This is a genomic window from Pseudomonas sp. 4CAES_32.4 (assembly GCF_058136335.1).
Map to the genome: position 1 here is coordinate 3,027,969 of NZ_CM176882.1, position 17,084 is coordinate 3,045,052.

General features: G+C 59.9%; 12 protein-coding genes. 7 read left to right on the plus strand and 5 right to left on the minus strand.

What is annotated here, in order from left to right:
- The first annotated feature begins 24 nt into the window (after window positions 1-24).
- Together AC3Y64_RS13515 and AC3Y64_RS13520 are read left to right on the plus strand one after the other, a co-directional pair.
- Complete coding sequence (locus AC3Y64_RS13515; protein WP_489987961.1) at window positions 25-1,878, plus strand: polyurethane esterase; 1,854 nt, start codon at window positions 25-27, stop codon at window positions 1,876-1,878.
- Window positions 1,879-2,121: 243 nt separating this feature from the next.
- Entirely contained in the window at window positions 2,122-2,496 is a 375-nt protein-coding gene (locus AC3Y64_RS13520; RefSeq protein WP_489987849.1) for a hypothetical protein, read from the plus strand.
- A 42-nt stretch (window positions 2,497-2,538) separates the two neighbouring features.
- Here the strand turns inward: AC3Y64_RS13520 and AC3Y64_RS13525 are convergent, their stop codons facing one another.
- Complete coding sequence (locus AC3Y64_RS13525) at window positions 2,539-2,769, minus strand: YgdI/YgdR family lipoprotein (RefSeq protein ID WP_489987850.1); 231 nt, start codon at window positions 2,767-2,769, stop codon at window positions 2,539-2,541.
- A gap of 188 nt (window positions 2,770-2,957) precedes the next feature.
- On the opposite strand from AC3Y64_RS13525, the gene AC3Y64_RS13530 reads away from it, so the two are divergent.
- The 4 genes from AC3Y64_RS13530 (at window position 2,958) to AC3Y64_RS13545 (ending at window position 9,465) form a co-directional block, all read left to right on the plus strand.
- Window positions 2,958-4,610 carry a VRR-NUC domain-containing protein gene (locus AC3Y64_RS13530; RefSeq protein WP_489987851.1) on the plus strand — a complete coding sequence of 551 codons (1,653 nt, stop codon included), beginning with the start codon at window positions 2,958-2,960 and terminating at the stop codon, window positions 4,608-4,610.
- The gene (locus tag AC3Y64_RS13535; RefSeq protein WP_489987852.1) at window positions 4,607-6,913 is read left to right on the plus strand and encodes an ATP-dependent DNA helicase; all 2,307 of its coding nucleotides are present in this window, start codon (window positions 4,607-4,609) and stop codon (window positions 6,911-6,913) included. The genes AC3Y64_RS13530 and AC3Y64_RS13535 overlap by 4 nt, the downstream gene beginning before the upstream one ends.
- An 18-nt stretch (window positions 6,914-6,931) precedes the next feature.
- The gene (locus tag AC3Y64_RS13540) at window positions 6,932-8,851 is read left to right on the plus strand and encodes a hybrid sensor histidine kinase/response regulator (protein ID WP_489987853.1); all 1,920 of its coding nucleotides are present in this window, start codon (window positions 6,932-6,934) and stop codon (window positions 8,849-8,851) included.
- A gap of 77 nt (window positions 8,852-8,928) precedes the next feature.
- Window positions 8,929-9,465 carry a hypothetical protein gene (locus AC3Y64_RS13545; protein WP_489987854.1) on the plus strand — a complete coding sequence of 179 codons (537 nt, stop codon included), beginning with the start codon at window positions 8,929-8,931 and terminating at the stop codon, window positions 9,463-9,465.
- A gap of 53 nt (window positions 9,466-9,518) precedes the next feature.
- Here AC3Y64_RS13545 and AC3Y64_RS13550 read toward each other — a convergent pair whose 3' ends face one another.
- The 4 genes from AC3Y64_RS13550 to AC3Y64_RS13565 form a co-directional block, all read right to left on the minus strand.
- A complete protein-coding gene (locus tag AC3Y64_RS13550; RefSeq protein WP_158959516.1) occupies window positions 9,519-9,815 on the minus strand; it encodes a hypothetical protein in 297 nt (98 codons plus the stop codon).
- Between the two features lie 187 nt (window positions 9,816-10,002).
- Window positions 10,003-11,346, minus strand: coding sequence for a cation:proton antiporter (locus AC3Y64_RS13555; protein ID WP_489987855.1), 1,344 nt, complete (start codon window positions 11,344-11,346; stop codon window positions 10,003-10,005).
- A 112-nt stretch (window positions 11,347-11,458) separates the two neighbouring features.
- Window positions 11,459-12,316, minus strand: coding sequence for a glucose 1-dehydrogenase (locus AC3Y64_RS13560; RefSeq protein ID WP_489987856.1), 858 nt, complete (start codon window positions 12,314-12,316; stop codon window positions 11,459-11,461).
- A gap of 214 nt (window positions 12,317-12,530) precedes the next feature.
- On the minus strand, window positions 12,531-13,685 hold the full coding sequence (locus tag AC3Y64_RS13565; protein WP_489987857.1) for a MalY/PatB family protein: 1,155 nt from the start codon (window positions 13,683-13,685) through the stop codon (window positions 12,531-12,533).
- A gap of 333 nt (window positions 13,686-14,018) precedes the next feature.
- On the opposite strand from AC3Y64_RS13565, the gene fdnG reads away from it, so the two are divergent.
- On the plus strand, window positions 14,019-17,084 hold the full coding sequence (gene fdnG / locus AC3Y64_RS13570) for a formate dehydrogenase-N subunit alpha (protein ID WP_489987858.1): 3,066 nt from the start codon (window positions 14,019-14,021) through the stop codon (window positions 17,082-17,084).

Genomic DNA, 17,084 nt, shown 5'->3' on the forward strand with positions numbered 1-17,084 from the left:
CCAACAAAGAGAGAGGCAATGGCAATGGGTGTGTATGACTACAAGAACTTCGGCACGGCCGATTCCAAGGCGTTGTTCAGCGATGCCATGGCGATCACGCTGTATTCCTATCACAACCTCGATAACGGCTTTGCCACGGGTTATCAGCACAACGGCTTCGGCCTCGGCCTGCCTGCCACGCTGGTGACTGCGCTGATTGGCGGCACGGATTCGCAAGGCGTCATCCCCGGCATCCCGTGGAATCCCGACTCGGAAAAAGCCGCGCTCGATGCGGTCAAACAGGCCGGCTGGACCCCCATCACCGCCGCGCAACTGGGCTACGACGGCAAGACCGATGCGCGCGGAACCTTCTTCGGCGAAAAGGCCGGCTACACCAGCGCACAGGTGGAAATCCTCGGCAAGTACGACGCTCAGGGCCATCTCACGGAACTCGGCATTGCCTTTCGCGGCACCAGCGGCCCACGGGAAATCCTGATTGGCGATTCCATCGGCGACGTGATCAACGACTTGCTCGCGGCATTTGGCCCGGCGGACTACGCAAAAAACTACGTCGGCCAAGCCTTCGGTAACCTGCTCAACGACGTGATGGCGTTTGCCAAGGCCAACGGTCTCACCGGCAAAGACGTGCTGGTCAGCGGTCACAGCCTCGGCGGCTTGGCGGTGAACAGCATGGCGGACTTGAGCGGCGGCAAGTGGGGCGGTTTCTTCGCCGATTCCAACTACATCGCCTACGCCTCGCCGACCCAGAGCAGCACCGACAAAGTGCTCAACGTCGGCTATGAAAATGACCCGGTGTTCCGCGCCCTCGAAGGCTCGACGTTCACTGCGGCGTCGGTAGGTGTGCACGACGCAGCGCACGCATCGACCACTGACAACATCGTCAGCTTCAACGACCATTACGCCTCGACGACGTGGAATCTGCTGCCGTACTCGATCCTCAATATTCCGACCTGGATTTCGCACCTGCCCACCGGTTACGGCGACGGCATGACCCGCGTGCTCGACTCGAAATTCTACGACCTGACCAGCCGCGACTCGACGATTATCGTCGCCAATCTGTCCGACCCGGCGCGGGCCAACACCTGGGTGCAGGATCTCAATCGCAACGCCGAAACCCACAAGGGCAGCACGTTCATCATCGGCAGCGACGGTAACGATCTGATTCAGGGTGGCAGCGGCAACGACTACCTGGAAGGCCGCGCCGGCAACGACAGCTTCCGCGACAGCGGCGGCTACAACATCATTTTGGGCGGGCAGGGCAGCAACACCCTCGACCTGCAACGGACAGTGAAGAACTTCGACTTTGCCAACGACGGCGCTGGCAATCTGTACATCCGTGATGCCAATGGCGCAATCAGCATCACCCGCGACATCGGCAGCATTGTCACCAAGGAGCCGGGGTTTCTCTGGGGCCTGTTCAAGGACGACGTGACCCACAGCGTCACGGCCAGCGGTTTGAAAGTGGGCAACAACGTCACGGCGTACGAGTCCAGCGTCAAAGGCAGCAGCGGCGCCGACACGCTTAAGGCCCATGCCAGCGGTGACTGGCTATTTGGCCTTGATGGCAATGATCATTTGATCGGAGGGGCGGGTAACGATGTCTTCGTCGGCGGCGCCGGCAATGACCTGATGGAGTCGGGCGGCGGGGCGGATACGTTCCTGTTCAACGGCGCGTTCGGTCAGGATCGGGTAATCGGGTTTAATGCCAACGACAAACTGGTGTTTCTCGGTGTGCAGGGCGTTCTGCCTACCGACGACTTTCTCGCGCATGCGTCAACGGTCGGGCAGGACACCGTGCTGACGTTTGGCAATGATTCGGTGACGTTGGTGGGGGTTGCGTTGAATAGCCTCAGTGCTGATGGAATCGTGATCGCCTGATGTTGATGTGGCGCCTTTACAGGCGCCATCGCTAGCAGGGCTAGCTCCCACAGGGAATGTGTGAACGCCGCGGATCCCTTGTGGGAGCTAGCCCTGCTAGCGATTGGCAGCAGCTCGGTCTCAAAAGTGACTCAGCAGCCACTCCCTGACTCAAATCCCTGCGAAAACAGCAAATGCGGCCTAAAGCCAGCACGTGCAGGCACGTTCTATAGCTAGCCGCCATTGAGTACAGGAGATTCAAACGTGAAAGGTTTCAAGGGGTATGTCGGCATCGTGGGCCTGGCGTTGTATTCAGCCCATGCCTGGGCCGATCTGCCTCAAAGTTCGATTCTGAGCCGTTACGGCATCACCACCGATCAATTGCCTGCGCCGGCGAAAGCCGAAGTGACTGAACCAGTAGAAGAGCAAAGCCGCTTTCAGATTCAGCCCGAACAACCGTTCGTGACCCTCCGCCTGGGGGACGGCAAGCAGCCGCAAACCACCGGCAATCTGAGCATTGATCGCATGGCCCAGCAGGATCTGGAGCGTTGCCAGCGTTTGCAGGGTGAAGTGGTCAAGCGCGGCGGCACTTACATGCCTTGTGACGGCAGCATTCCGGGGATGCCGGCCTTCGAATGATTGATCGTTCCCACGCAGAGCGTGGGAACGCGCGAGATAAACCTAGTCTTCCTTGCGAACCGTCGCGACCTCATCGGCGCGAACCTTTACCTTGGCCCCGGAAATATCCTCAAACTCATAGAAACCATCTTTGGTCTCGGTTTTCGGCATGTCCTTGGTCAGGTACTGGGTGCCGTTTTGCAGGGTCACCACCGTCTGGGTCGAGCATCCGCCCAGTGCCAGCAGAGCGGCTACCGCGAAAGGAATGCCCAGTGCCTTGATTTTCGTACCCACGTTGAATTCCTCATGCGATGTGATGACGGGCATTGTCCGCCCTGTAACGCGGTTGGTGCCATCGACAAGGGAAAAGTTCGATACACCGCCGAAAAAATGCCATTGATCTTTTTCCGTTTGCACCGGGCGGGGCAGAGCTGGTATCTGTACGCATAACCAGTATTCGCTCGCCATGGCCCTGAATTACCGTGACTGCCAACCCCCTCGACGACCCGTTCTATTACCTCAATAACTTCCGGCAAGTGCTTGATTGGCTTGAGCTTCGTTACGCCGATGTGATGAGTGAAGCTGAACATGGTTTTATCCGCACCTTTCATGCCGTGCCCCGCGCCTCGCAAGGTTTGCTGGTGCGCATGGTGATGCGCAAGGGTGTGCATTTTCGCGCCGGCAAACTCAGTTACCTTGAAATCGGCGACATCGCTGACGCCGCGCAACCGCTGCTCGAGCATGGCTGGATCGAAGAACACGCGCCGCTGGCCATTGCAGAACTGTTCGACGTGTTGCTCAAGGCCGAAATCCTCCAGGCATTTGGCGCGACCATCGAACAGCCCAAGGGCCGCAAGGATGACTGGCTGCCGCTGCTGGCCGAGCAGTTCAACGAACCGCGAGCCCTGCGCGAATGGGCGCCGTCACTGAATGAGCGGCTGTTCAGCCTGACCATCATGGATCTGTGCGACCGTCTGCGCCTGATGTTCTTCGGCAATCTCTATCAGGACTGGTCCGAATTCGTGCTCGCCGATCTGGGGATTTTTACCTACGAAAACGTCGAATTCTGCGCGGACTCGCGAGGCCTGCGCAGCCGCGAGGACGTCGACGCCTGCCTGTTCCTGCACAACTGCCAATTGCGTTTCGAGGCTGGCGAGCCGCTGGACATCATTGCCGAACAAGTCACGGCACTGCACTTCGACAACCCGTGGCTAGAACGTCGGCGCGGCAAAGTGCTGTTCCAGATCGGCCAGTATTGCGAACGCATCGGCGAGTTTGCCCTGGCCCTGAGCATCTACCGCGACTGCGCCTATCCCGGCGCCCGGTTACGCATGATCCGCGTGCTGGAACGCTGCGCGGAATACGCATTGGCGCTGGAACTCGGCACACTCGCCGAGCAGACACCAGAAAGCGCCGCCGAGCAGCAAGGTCTGCAACGGATGTTGCCGCGACTGCGGCGCAAACTCGGCGGCCCACCGCTTAAACGCGCGATCGCCAGGCCGGTCGAACGTCTGGATTTGCAGTTGCCGCGCAGCGATCCCGCGCTGTCGGTGGAGTTTTACGTGCAGGCCCATCTGCACGACGACGAGGGGCCGGTGCATTACGTGGAAAACAGCCTGATCAACTCCTTGTTTGGCCTGTTGTGCTGGCCGGCGATTTTCGCGCCGTTGCCCGGTGCGTTCTTTCACCCGTTCCAGCGCGGGCCGGTGGACTTGCTCAATGAAGACTTCCAGCAGCGCCGCGCCGAGCTGTTCCAGGCCTGCCTCGACGAACTCGACGATGGCCGTTACGCCGCGACCATTCGCCAGCGTTTTGTCGACAAGTGGGGCATCCAGTCGCCGTTCGTGTTCTGGGGCGCGCTGAATGAAGATTTGCTGGACCAGGCGCTGGCCTGTCTGCCGGCCGAACACCTCAAGCATTGGTTCAAGCGTTTATTGCTCGACATCAAGGCCAACCGCACCGGCATGCCCGACCTGATCCAGTTCTGGCCGCAACACAAAACCTACCGAATGATTGAAGTCAAAGGCCCCGGTGACCGCTTGCAGGACAATCAATTGCGCTGGCTGGAGTTCTGCCACGAGCATCAGATGCCGGTGGCCGTGTGTTACGTGCAATGGGCGGAGCAGAGCGCTTGAGCTACAGCATCGCCGTGCGCGCGCTGTGCGAATTCACCGCCAAGACCGGTGACCTCGACTTGCGCTTCACACCATCACCCACCGCACTGGAAGGCATCGTCGGCCATCGCACGGTGGCATCTCGACGCAATGACAAGTACCAGAGCGAAGTGGCACTGGAAGGCGAGTTCCTGCAATTGAAGGTAAAGGGCCGGGCGGACGGCTACGACCCGGCGCAAAACTGCCTCGAAGAAGTCAAAACCTACCGAGGCGATCTGAGCAAACAACCGGCCAATCACCGCCAGCTGCACTGGGCGCAGGCGAAGATCTACGGCTGGTTGATGTGCCGCAAACTCCAACTTGAACAGATCAATCTGGCGCTGGTGTATTTCGACATCGTCAGCGAGAAGGAAACCTGTCTGGTTGAACACTTCAGCGCCGATGCGCTGCAGGCGTTTTTCCAGCAACAATGCACATTGTTTCTGCAGTGGGCCGAGCAGGAAATGGCCCATCGCGAGGCGCGCAATCTGGCGGCGCAGCAACTGACGTTCCCCCACGCCGATTTCCGCCCCGGCCAGCGGCACTTGGCCGAGTCGGTGTTCAAAGCCGTCAGCACCGGTCGTTGCCTGATGGCAAAGGCACCCACCGGCATCGGCAAAACCCTCGGCACGCTGTTCCCGATGCTCAAGGCTTTGGCGCCGCAGCAACTGGACAAGGTGTTTTTCCTCACCGCCAAGACACCGGGGCGCAAACTGGCGCTGGATGCCAGCCAGGTCTTGTTCGACCAGTCGCCGACCTTGCCGCTGCGTGTGTTGGAAATGGTCGCCCGGGACAAATCCTGCGAACACCCGGACAAAGCCTGTCACGGCGAATCCTGCCCGTTGGCCCAAGGCTTTTATGATCGTTTGCCCGCCGCCCGCCAAGCGGCCAGTCGCATCAATCTGCTCGATCAAGCCGCCATGCGCGAAGTCGCCGCGCAACACTCGGTGTGCCCGTATTACCTGAGCCAGGAAATGGCCCGTTGGGTCGACGTGGTCATCGCCGACTACAACTATTACTTCGATTTCAGCGCGCTGCTGTTTGGACTGGCGCAGCTCAATCAGTGGAAAGTCGCGGTGCTGGCGGACGAGGCGCACAACTTGGTCGAGCGCGGTCGGCAGATGTACAGCGCCAGTCTCGACCAGTTCACCCTGGCCAGCGTGCGCAAGACTGCCCCCCAGCCGCTGAAAAACGCCCTGCAACGGGTCAACCGCGAATGGAATGCGCTGCATGCGCCGCAACTGGCGGCGTATCAGGCTTACGACAAGGCGCCGGAAAAACTACTGCAAGCGATTTCCCTGTGCTGCGCGGCGATTGGCGATTACCTCAACGACCACCCGCAAGGGCTCGACAGCGCTCTGCAGAATTTCTATTTCGACCTGCTGCAATTTGCACGGGTGGCGGAACTCTACGACGAGCATTACCTGTTCGACATCAGCAAACGTGACCTTGATCGTAAGAAACCACTCTCGCAACTGTGCCTGCGCAACGTGGTGCCGGCGGCGTTCATTGGTCCGCGACTGACCGCGGCGCGCAGCAGCGTGCTGTTTTCCGCGACCCTCAGCCCGCGAAATTACTACGCCGATCTGCTGGGCACGCCGGCCAGCACCGTGTGGATCGATGTCGAATCACCGTTCGCTGCCGAGCAATTGCAGGTGCACATCGTCAGCCAGATATCGACGCGCTTCAATCATCGCCAAGCCTCGCTGGAACCCATCGTCGACTTGATCGCCCGTCAGTTCAGCGAGCGACCGGGCAATTATCTGGCGTTTTTCAGCAGCTTCGATTACTTGCAGCAAGTGGCGACATTGCTCGCCGAACGCCATCCGCAAATCGCCCAGTGGCTGCAATCACGGGGCATGGCCGAAGGGCAGCGCCAGGCCTTTCTCGATCAGTTCACCGCCGAGAGTCAGGGCGTGGGGTTTGCGGTGTTGGGCGGGGCGTTCGGTGAAGGTATTGATTTGCCCGGCGCGCGATTGATCGGCGCGTTCATCGCGACGTTGGGGCTGGCGCAACTCAACCCGGTCAACGAGCAGATGAAGCGACGTATGGCAGCGATCTTCGGTGCCGGTTACGACTACACCTATCTGTATCCCGGCGTGCAGAAAGTCGTGCAAGCCGCCGGGCGTGTCATTCGTACCCGTCAGGATCGCGGCGTGGTCATGTTGATTGACGACCGCTTTGCCGAAAGCCGCATCCAGCAACTGTTGCCGCGCTGGTGGGCAATCAAAAACCGCCCTGATGGCTTTTCAATTCCACGGATTGACGCATACTCCAGCGCATGACCCTGTGCAGTGACTGTAATGAGCGAAAACACCAAGACCGCCGCGATCGAAGAAATGCGTTTCAGACTGTTGATCGATGCGGTGGTCGACTATGCGATCTACATGATCGACCCTGACGGCATCATCACTAGCTGGAACTCGGGCGCCAAGCGCTTCAAGGGTTACGAAGAAGCGGAAATCCTCGGCGAGCATTTCTCGCGGTTCTATACCGCCGATGACCGCGCGGCCGGTTTGCCACAGCGGGCGCTCGACACCGCTATCCGCGAAGGGCGTTTCGAAGGCGAAGGCTGGCGGGTGCGCAAGGACGGCACCAATTTCTGGTCCCACGTGGTGATCGATCCGATCATCGATCCCAACGGCAAACTGCTGGGTTTCGCCAAGATCACCCGTGATCTGACCGATCGCAAGATGGCCGAAGAAACCCTCAAGCAAAGCGAGCAACAATTCCGCTTATTGGTGCAAGGCGTTACCGACTACGCCATCTACATGCTCAGCCCCGAAGGCCGGGTGAGTAACTGGAACCAGGGCGCGCAGCGGATCAAGGGTTACCTGCCGGAAGAAATCATCGGCCAGCATTTTTCGATTTTTTACACCCCCGAAGATCGCGAACTCGGTGAGCCGCAGCGGGCGCTGGATACAGCCACCCGTGAGGGCCGCTTCGAAAACAAGAGCTGGCGGATGCGCAAGGATGGCACGCGTTTTCTTGCCCATGTGGTGGTGGATGCGATTCGCGGCGATACCGGCACGTTGCTGGGTTTCGCCAAGATCACCCGCGATGTCACCGAAACTCATCTGGCGCAACAGGCCTTGGAGAAAACCCGTGAAGCGTTGTTCCAGGCGCAAAAGATGCAGGCCATCGGGCAGCTCAGCGGCGGCATCGCCCATGACTTCAACAACCTGCTGACAGTGATCCTCGGCAATCTGGAAATTCTGCAAAAGCGCACCGGGGATGATCCGAAAATCAGCCGTCTGCTGGAAAACGCCACCCAGGGTGCCCTGCGTGGCGTGTCGTTGACCCAGCGCATGCTTGCATTCGCTCGGCGTCAGGAACTCAAGACCGAATCGGTCAACATCGAACGGCTGGTGCAAGGCATTACCGGGCTGCTGCGCAGTTCGCTGGGGCCGGGGATCCGCATCGACACGCAGTTTCCCGACGATCTGGAAGCGGTGATCGCCGACACCAACCAATTGGAACTGGCCATCCTTAACCTGGCGACCAACGCCCGCGATGCCATGCCCGAAGGTGGCAGCGTAGTCATCCGTGCTCAGCCGGAAGTGGTACTCGAACAAACTCAGGCAACGCTCAGTGCCGGGCGCTACGTGTGCCTGAGCCTGACCGACACCGGTGAAGGCATGGACGCGCAAACGCTGGCATCGGCTCGGGATCCGTTTTTTACCACCAAAGGTCTGGGCAAAGGCACCGGGCTGGGGTTGTCGATGGTGCATGGCTTCATCGAGCAACTCGGCGGGCGTTTTGTCCTCAAGAGTGAAAAGGGCACAGGCACCACCGCAGAGTTGTGGTTGCCAGTGGCGGTGGATGGCGCGACGGTGAAACCGCTGTATCCGGCGGTCGAGCCGGTTTCGGTGCCGCGACTCAGCGTGCTGGTGGTCGACGACGACTCGCTGGTGCTGACCAGCACCAGCCTGCTGCTCGAAGACCTCGGCCATCGGGTGATCAGCGCCACTTCCGGCGCCCAGGCGCTGGCGCTGTTCGATCAGGCTGAGGTGATCGACCTGATGATCACCGATATGGCCATGCCGCAGATGAGCGGCGCGCAACTGGCCCATGCCGTGCGGCTGCTGAAACCGGATTTGCCGATCATCCTCGCCACCGGTTACGCCGAACGCCTGGAAGGTTTCGCCGCGCAACTGCCGCGCCTGCCCAAGCCGTTCACCCAATTGAATCTGGTGGAGATCATTGCGCAATCGATGAAATGAGCCGTCGGTACATTCGCCTGAACCAGTACACGCCGGGGTGCCTCTAAAGGTTTTACCCACCCCGGAGCGCGTGTCCCTTGCCTCGCATATTGACCCAGCCAACCGCTGAAGAAACCCTGACCGAACATAACGCGAAGATGTTCGGCTCACCCAAGGAACGGCTGGATTTCTATCGCCGGGAAATCCAGTACGAAACCAGCATTCTCGCCAACCGCACCGACGCCTACCTGGCGGCGCAGTCTTTTCTGGTGATTGCGTTCGCCTCATGCATGGCCAACGTCAACCCGGAGTGGGGCAAGTTGTTCACCATCGTGGTGCCGCCGTTTCTGGCGCTGTTGGGCCTGCTCAGTTCGTTGAATGCCTGGCCGGGGATTCGTGCGGCGTACCAGATCATCGATCACTGGCATTTCAAGCAGAGTCATTTGCTGCATAGCGAACCGCTGATGGGCCTGGCCTATGATGAATCGCCGCTGTTCAGCGAAATGGAATCCAGCCACAAGGGCTACCGCAAATCCCTGCTGTTTTCCCTGCGCACACCGTGGATCTTCGCCACGTTTTGGGTGCTGCTGGGCAGTTACGCGGTGTATATCCAGGTGACCAATCCGGGCGGTTGATCGACAGGCAAATAAAACCCGGCTCAGATGGCCGGGTTTTTTGTGCAGCGAATTCAGACTGTGGCTTCAAGCTGCCGACGCGACTCAACTGTCTTCTGCGACGACATTGGAATGGGCGGGAAGTCTTCGTTCAACACACACAAATGGTCGATGGCGTCTTCAAACATCAGATCAGCTTTCTTGCGCAAGGCTCGATAGTGCTCGAATTGTTCGAAATCCAGGTTTTCCACCTCAAGCGCCGCATTCGCCGCTCGATTGAGGGCGTGAGCGTTTTCGAACAGTTGGCGATTGCGTTCCAGAGCCAGTGCTCTGCAAGCCTTGATTTGCGCAGGAGTCGAGCATTCTTTCATGACCGTAACCTTATTTGTCAGAGATTCCTTTTCATAGGCCAGAAGCCGCAGGGGAACCGAACCTGCCGGGCCCCGCCGGACGAACTCAGCGGGGGGTTATGCTTGTGACTGCCGACGGTTACGCAGGGATCCATTTTTTTTCACAAAAATGTTCGATGAATGCGCGCTTGAAAATGCCAGATAAAAATCAGGTTTTTTGTTGCTTGAGCAGTTCGTAACGCGCGAGGATCGGTTGCGTGCTGATGCCGTGCAGCAAAATGCTCAACGCCACCACCGACAGCGTCAGGTCGGTACATGTCGTGGCGAGCGCATCGCTCAAGCCATGATTCAACGCGTAAAACAAATAGAACAGACTGCCGATCCCACGAATCCCGAACCAGCCGATCAGCATGCGCTGACGTGTTGCCAGCAGCGTTCCCCAGGGCATCAGCGCGACACAGGCCGGGCGTATCAGGCAGAACAATGCACCGCCGACCAGCAGCGCACGCCAATCCCAGTGCGCGATCAACACAACGCCGAGCAGGGTAACCAGAAACACTTCCATGGCCCGTTCGACCAGTCCGCCGAATGACAACATATCGCCCATCATGATCCCGGCCGCCACCTGACCACTTTCCAGCCGCTCGGTATCGCCGTGCACGGCGTGCTGCGGTTCGACATTCTGGTGACCGACCACCGGCTGCACCAAATGCTCGGCGGGCGGTTGGCTGGCGCCGGTGGATTTCACTTCGACCTGGCGCAAGCCCAGGCCAGCGGCGAACACCGAGAGAAAGCCGTAGCCGCCAATCGCCTCGGCGACCACATACGCCAAGGCGATCAGCGACAGCGCCAGATAATCGTTCGGGCTCAACGTGCTGTCGTCATTACGAATACGCAGCGACAGGGTCACCCGACCGATGCCACGGCCCATCCAGTAACCGGTGAGCAATCCGGCGGGCACCGCCCACAACAGACTGCGCAGCACCCAGTCCTGCCATTCGCCTGCCGTGCCTTGTCCGTGAATCAACAACAGCCCGAGGATCACGAACGGGAAAGCCACCCCGTCATTGAGGCCCGCCTCGCCGGACAGGCCAAAACGCACACTGTCGACATCTCGCGCATCGTTGACTTGCACCAAGGCTGCGAGCACCGGATCGGTCGGCGCCAACATCGCACCAATCAACAACGACGGCCCCCATGGCAACTGCAGTGCCCAATGCAGGAGCAGGCAAACCCCGGCGATGGTCACCACCATGACCGGCCCGGCCAGCCCGAAAGCGATCCGCCAGTGCTTGTCGCGCAGTGGCAAACGCAATTTCAATCCGCAAACAAACAGCGAAAACAGCACCGCAACTTCCGTCAGGTGCTCCATCCACAAGGAAGCGTCTTCCAGTGGCAGCTGCAGCAAATCGAGGCCGCTGGGGCCGATGCCGATGCCCAGCAGCAAACAAACCGCCGAGGTCGTCACCGGCATCCAGCGCAGGTAGGAGGAGGTCAGTGCCAGGGTTAACAGCACGGCGCCGAGCACCGCTACCCATACGACAAAACTCATGATTGGCCGCCCTTAAGTGTTCGATGTGACGGCAATGGCACCGTGGTTACAGAAATTGTAGGAGCTGACCCGAGCCTGCGACAGCTCCTACAGGGACCGAGGTGGCCGCGGATCAGAGCATCGGCTTACCACCGGTCACGCCGTAGCGCTGGCCGGTGATGTAGCTGGCTTCATCCGAGGCCAGCAACACGTAGATCGGCGCCACTTCCACGGGTTGGCCGGGGCGGCCGAGCGGGGTTTCGGCACCGAAGTTCTGCACTTCTTCGTCGGGCATGGTCGAGACGATCAGCGGCGTCCAGATCGGACCCGGCGCCACGCAGTTCACGCGAATCTCTTTCGGCCCGAGCATTTGCGCCAGACCACCGGTGAAGTTAGCAATCGCACCCTTGGTGGTGGCGTAGGCGAGCAGGGTCGGTTTGGGCAAATCGGAGTTGATAGAACTGGTGTTGATGATCGAGGCGCCGGCGCGCATGTGTTTGATCGCAGCTTGGCACAAGCGGAAAATCGCGGTGATGTTGACGTCGAAGGTCATCACCCATTCCTCGTCGGGGATTTCCTCGAAGGTTTCGTGGGTCATCTGGAACGCCGCGTTGTTGACCAGCACATCGATGCGGCCGAAGCGTTCGACGGTCTTGTCGACCAGCGCCTGGCAATGGGCTTTCTGCGCAATATCGCCGGGCAGCAACAGGCACTGGCGGCCGGCCTGTTCGACCCAGCGGGCGGTTTCTTTGGCGTCTTCGTGTTCATTCAGATAAGCAACGGCGACGTCTGCGCCTTCACGGGCGAAGGCAATGGCCACGGCGCGACCGATGCCGCTGTCGGCGCCAGTGATCAGGGCGATTTTGCCGGCGAGACGCCCGGAGCCGACGTAACTTTGCTCGCCGCAGTCTGGATAGGGCTCCATCTTGCGTTGCGAACCGGGAACGGCTTGGGCTTGTGTAGCAAAGGGTGGTTTCGGGTAGTCGGTCATCGCGGGTCTCCGAGTTTTCAGGGCAGGTATGGGCGGTTGACCCGGTGCGTTTGCCGTGAGTTCGATCGGATTTACGACGCGTTTTTTGTCAGGAACACTCAACCCCTGTGGGAGCTAGCCCTGCTAGCGATGGCGATTTGTCGGTCGACATCAATGGTGAATGTCAGACCGCTATCGCTAGCAGGGCTAGCTCCCACAGGGTTTAGTGGCGGTTTCAGGTATTGCGCTGGGTCAGCGCGCGCTCCATCCGGGCGATACCTTCTTCGAGCATCGAGCGCGGGCAGCCGAAGTTCAGGCGCACGTATTGCTGATGTTGATCGCCAAAATCCAGACCCGCGCTGAGCCCGACTTTGCCGTGTTCAAGGAAGAAGCGTTGCGGGTCGTCCAGATCCAGCGCCGAGCAATCCAGCCACGCCAGATACGTGCCCTGCGGCACGTTGATGATCACCCCCGGCAAGCGACTGCGCACTGCTTCCACCAGCCAGTCACGATTAGCCTGCAGATAGGTTTTCAGTTCGGCCAGCCAAGGCGCACCTTCGCAGTAGGCCACGCGAGTGGCTTCCATACCCAGCGGATTGACGCTGTCGACCATGCCGCAACGGGCGTGGTTGACGCGTTCGCGCAAGGCCGCGTCCTGAATGATCATGAACGATGTCTTCAGGCCGGCAATGTTGTAAGCCTTGCTCGCCGACATCAGGGTGATGGTGCGCTGGGCAATTTCCGGACTCAGCGAGGCGGTCGGAATGTGTACGCGGCCGTCGAAGCACAGCTCGGCGTGGATTTCATCAGAGATGATCCACGCGTCCTGCGCCACGCAGATATCGGCCACGGCTTGCAGTTCTTCGCGGGCGAACACTTTGCCGAGCGGGTTGTGCGGGTTGCTGAGCAGCAGTGCACCGCCACCGTTCAGCGACTCACGCAGCACGTCCAGCGGAGTCAGGTAAGTGCCATCGGCCTGCGCGTCGAATGCCAGCTCGACCTTGTTCAGGCCCCAATGCCCCGGTGCGTGGCGCAGTGGCGGATAGTTCGGCACTTGCACCACAACGTTTTGCTGCGGCTGTACCAGCGCTTTCAAAGCCATGTTGAAACCGGATTCGATGCCCGGCAGGAAAATCAACTCTTGCGGTTTGACCTGCCAGGCGAACTTGTTCCAGAGATCGGCAACGATGGCTTCGCGCAGGTTGTCCTGGGCGACGCTGTAGCCCACCAGCGGATGCAGCAGGCGCTGTTGCAACGCCTCGATGATTACCGGCGGCGCGGCGAAATCCATGTCAGCGACCCACATCGGCAGCACGTCAGCCGAATAGCGGCTCCACTTGGTGCTGCCAGTGTTGTGGCGGTCGAATACCTGATCAAAATCGAAAGTCATGCGCGGTCTCGTGAAGGCGGGGTTGGTCCTGCCGGGCATTCTAAGCCCATGGCCAGGTGGGAGCACACAAAACCTGTGGGAGCTGGCTTGCCAGCGATGGCGTCGGCACATCCAATAAAGATGGTGGCTGATCCACTGCTATCGCTGGCAAGCCAGCTCCCACAGGGATTGCGGTTGTTAGTGGGAGAGCCGACAAATGGCCGACGGTCGGTTTTCACACAGATCGTGTGGTCATTGTCTACAGTGAAAAGGTCGGCACTCGTTTGCCGCAACCGTGATTGTCCAGATAAAACCCGGCACAAGTACCGGGTTCCACCTGATCAGGAGTGCACGATGGATCTCAGCCGTCGTCAGTTCTTCAAGGTCGCCGGTATCGGCCTTGCAGGCTCTAGCCTGGGCGCGTTGGGCATGGCCCCGACGCTGGCCTTCGCCGAGCAGGTGCGCCACTTCAAGCTTGCCCACACCCATGAAACCCGCAACACCTGTCCGTATTGCTCGGTCGGCTGCGGTTTGATCATGTACAGCCAGGGCGATGGAGCAAAGAACGTAGCGCAAAGCATCATTCACATCGAGGGCGACGCCGACCACCCGGTCAATCGCGGCACTCTCTGCCCGAAAGGCGCAGGCCTTCTCGACTTCATTCACAGCCCCGGCCGTTTGCTCTACCCGCAAACGCGCAAGCCGGGCAGCAGCGAATGGACGCGAATCAGTTGGGACGAAGCGCTCGACCGCATCGCCGACCTGATGAAAGCCGACCGCGACGCCAACTTCATCGAGAAAAATGCCAACGGGCAAACGGTGAATCGCTGGCTGAGCACCGGTTTCCTCGCGGCGTCGGCGGCGTCCAATGAAGCCGGCTACATCACCCAGAAGGTGATTCGCAGTCTCGGCATGCTGGGGTTTGATAACCAGGCGCGTGTCTGACACGGCCCGACGGTGGCAAGTCTTGCCCCGACGTACGGCCGTGGTGCCATGACCAATACCTGGACCGATATCGCCAACGCGAATCTGATCCTGGTGATGGGTGGCAACGCAGCAGAAGCGCATCCGTGCGGCTTCAAATGGGTGACCGAGGCCAAAGCGCACAACGCTGCGCGGCTGATCGTGGTTGATCCGCGTTTTACCCGGACCGCTTCGGTGGCCGACTACTACGCGCCGATCCGCACCGGCACCGACATCGCCTTCATGGGCGGGCTGATCAATTACCTGCTGACCGAGGACAAGATCCAGCACGAATACGTGCGCAACTACACCGACATGTCGTTCATCGTCAGATCAGGCTACGGCTTCGAAGACGGTATTTTCAGCGGCTACGACGCGGAGAAACGCACCTACACCGACAAGTCCGGCTGGGGTTACGAGATGGGCGACGACGGCTTCGTCAAAGTCGACCCGACCTTGCAGGATCCGCGTTGCGTCTATCAATTGATGAAGGTGCATTACAGCCGCTACAACATCGACCTCGCCAGCCAGATCTGCGGCATGCCGGTCGACGCCATGCAGAAAATCTGGGAGGAGATCGCCACTTGTTCGATTCCGGGCAAGACCATGACGATTCTCTATGCCCTCGGCTGGACTCAGCACTCGATCGGCGCGCAAATCATTCGCAGCGCGGCGATGGTGCAACTGCTGCTGGGCAACGTCGGCATGCCCGGCGGCGGGGTCAACGCCTTGCGCGGGCACTCCAACATTCAAGGCCTGACCGATCTTGGCTTGCTCTCCAACGCGCTGCCGGGCTACCTCACCTTAGGTCAGGACAGCGAGCAGGACTACAACACCTTCATCCACAAACGCACACAAGTCCCGTTGCGTCCTGGGCAACTGTCGTACTGGCAGAACTACAGCAAATTCCACGTCAGCCTGATGAAGTCGTGGTACGGCGCCAACGCCACGGTCGAGAACAATTGGTGCTACGACCATTTGCCGAAACTCGACATCCCCAACTACGACGTGCTGAAGATGTTCGACCTGATGAGCCAGGGCAAGGTTAACGGTTACATGTGCCAGGGCTTCAACCCGATTGCGGCATTGCCGGACAAGAACCGCGTAATGGGCGCGCTGGCCAAACTGAAATGGCTGGTGGTGATGGACCCGCTGGCCACGGAAACCTCCGAGTTCTGGCAAAACGTCGGGCCGTACAACGACGTGAAAAGCGCCGACATCCAGACCGAAGTCATACGCCTGCCGACCACCTGTTTTGCCGAAGAGGACGGCTCGCTGGTCAACAGCAGTCGCTGGCTGCAATGGCACTGGAAAGGCGCCGATGGCCCGGGCGAAGCGCAAACCGACATTCGCATCATGAGCGAATTGTTCCTGCGCCTGCGCAAGCGTTATCAGGCCGAGGGCGGCAAATTCCCCGATCCGCTGCTGAAACTGTCGTGGCCATACAAGATCCCCGACGAGCCTTCGCCGGAGGAATTGGCCAAGGAAATCAACGGCAGCGCTGTCAGCGATTTCACTGATGCCACGGGCGTCGCGGTCAAGGCGGGCTCGCAACTGGCCGGGTTCGGCTTGCTCAAGGATGACGGCAGCACCGCGTCCGGTTGCTGGATTTTCGCCGGCAGCTGGACCGAGGCTGGCAACCAGATGGCCCGTCGCGACAACAGCGATCCGTTCGGCATGCACCAGCATTTGGGCTGGGCGTGGGCCTGGCCGGCCAATCGGCGGATTCTCTACAACCGTGCTTCGGCGGATGTCGCCGGCAAGCCGTGGGATCCGAAAAAACGTCTGGTGTGGTGGAACGGCAAGGCCTGGACCGGCACCGACGTGCCGGACTACAAGGCCGACGTGCCGCCGGAAGCCGGGATGAATCCGTTCATCATGAACCCCGAAGGCGTGGCGCGGTTCTTTGCCGTCGACAAGATGAACGAGGGCCCATTCCCCGAGCATTACGAGCCGTTCGAAACGCCGATCGGCATCAACCCGTTGCACCCGCAAAACAAGAAAGCCACCAGCAACCCGGCGGCGCGGATCTTCGATTCGGTCTGGGAAACCCTCGGCGAGGCCAAGGACTTCCCTTACGCCGGCACCAGTTACCGGTTGACCGAGCATTTCCACTTCTGGAGCAAGCACTGCAAGTTGAACGCGATTGCCCAACCGGAACAGTTCGTGGAAATCGGCGAAGTGCTGGCGAAAGAGAAGGGCATTGCTGCCGGAGATCGCGTGCGGGTCAGTTGCAAGCGTGGCTTTATCGAAGCGGTGGCAGTAGTGACGAAAAGGATCCGGCCGTTGCAGGTCAACGGCCAGGTCGTGCATCAGATCGGCATCCCGCTGCATTGGGGCTTCACCGGCCTGACGCGCCACGGTTACCTGACCAACACCCTGGTGCCGTTCCTCGGCGATGGCAATACGCAGACCCCGGAATCCAAGTCATTCCTGGTCAACGTGGAGAAGCTCTGA

Coding starts and splice junctions, on each gene's coding strand:
- AC3Y64_RS13515 (WP_489987961.1), top strand. CDS start 25: ATGGGTGTGTATGACTACAAGAACTTCGGCACGGCCGATTCCAAGGCG.
- AC3Y64_RS13540 (WP_489987853.1), top strand. CDS start 6,932: ATGAGCGAAAACACCAAGACCGCCGCGATCGAAGAAATGCGTTTCAGA.
- AC3Y64_RS13550 (WP_158959516.1), bottom strand. CDS start 9,815: ATGAAAGAATGCTCGACTCCTGCGCAAATCAAGGCTTGCAGAGCACTG.
- AC3Y64_RS13555 (WP_489987855.1), bottom strand. CDS start 11,346: ATGAGTTTTGTCGTATGGGTAGCGGTGCTCGGCGCCGTGCTGTTAACC.
- AC3Y64_RS13560 (WP_489987856.1), bottom strand. CDS start 12,316: ATGACCGACTACCCGAAACCACCCTTTGCTACACAAGCCCAAGCCGTT.
- AC3Y64_RS13565 (WP_489987857.1), bottom strand. CDS start 13,685: ATGACTTTCGATTTTGATCAGGTATTCGACCGCCACAACACTGGCAGC.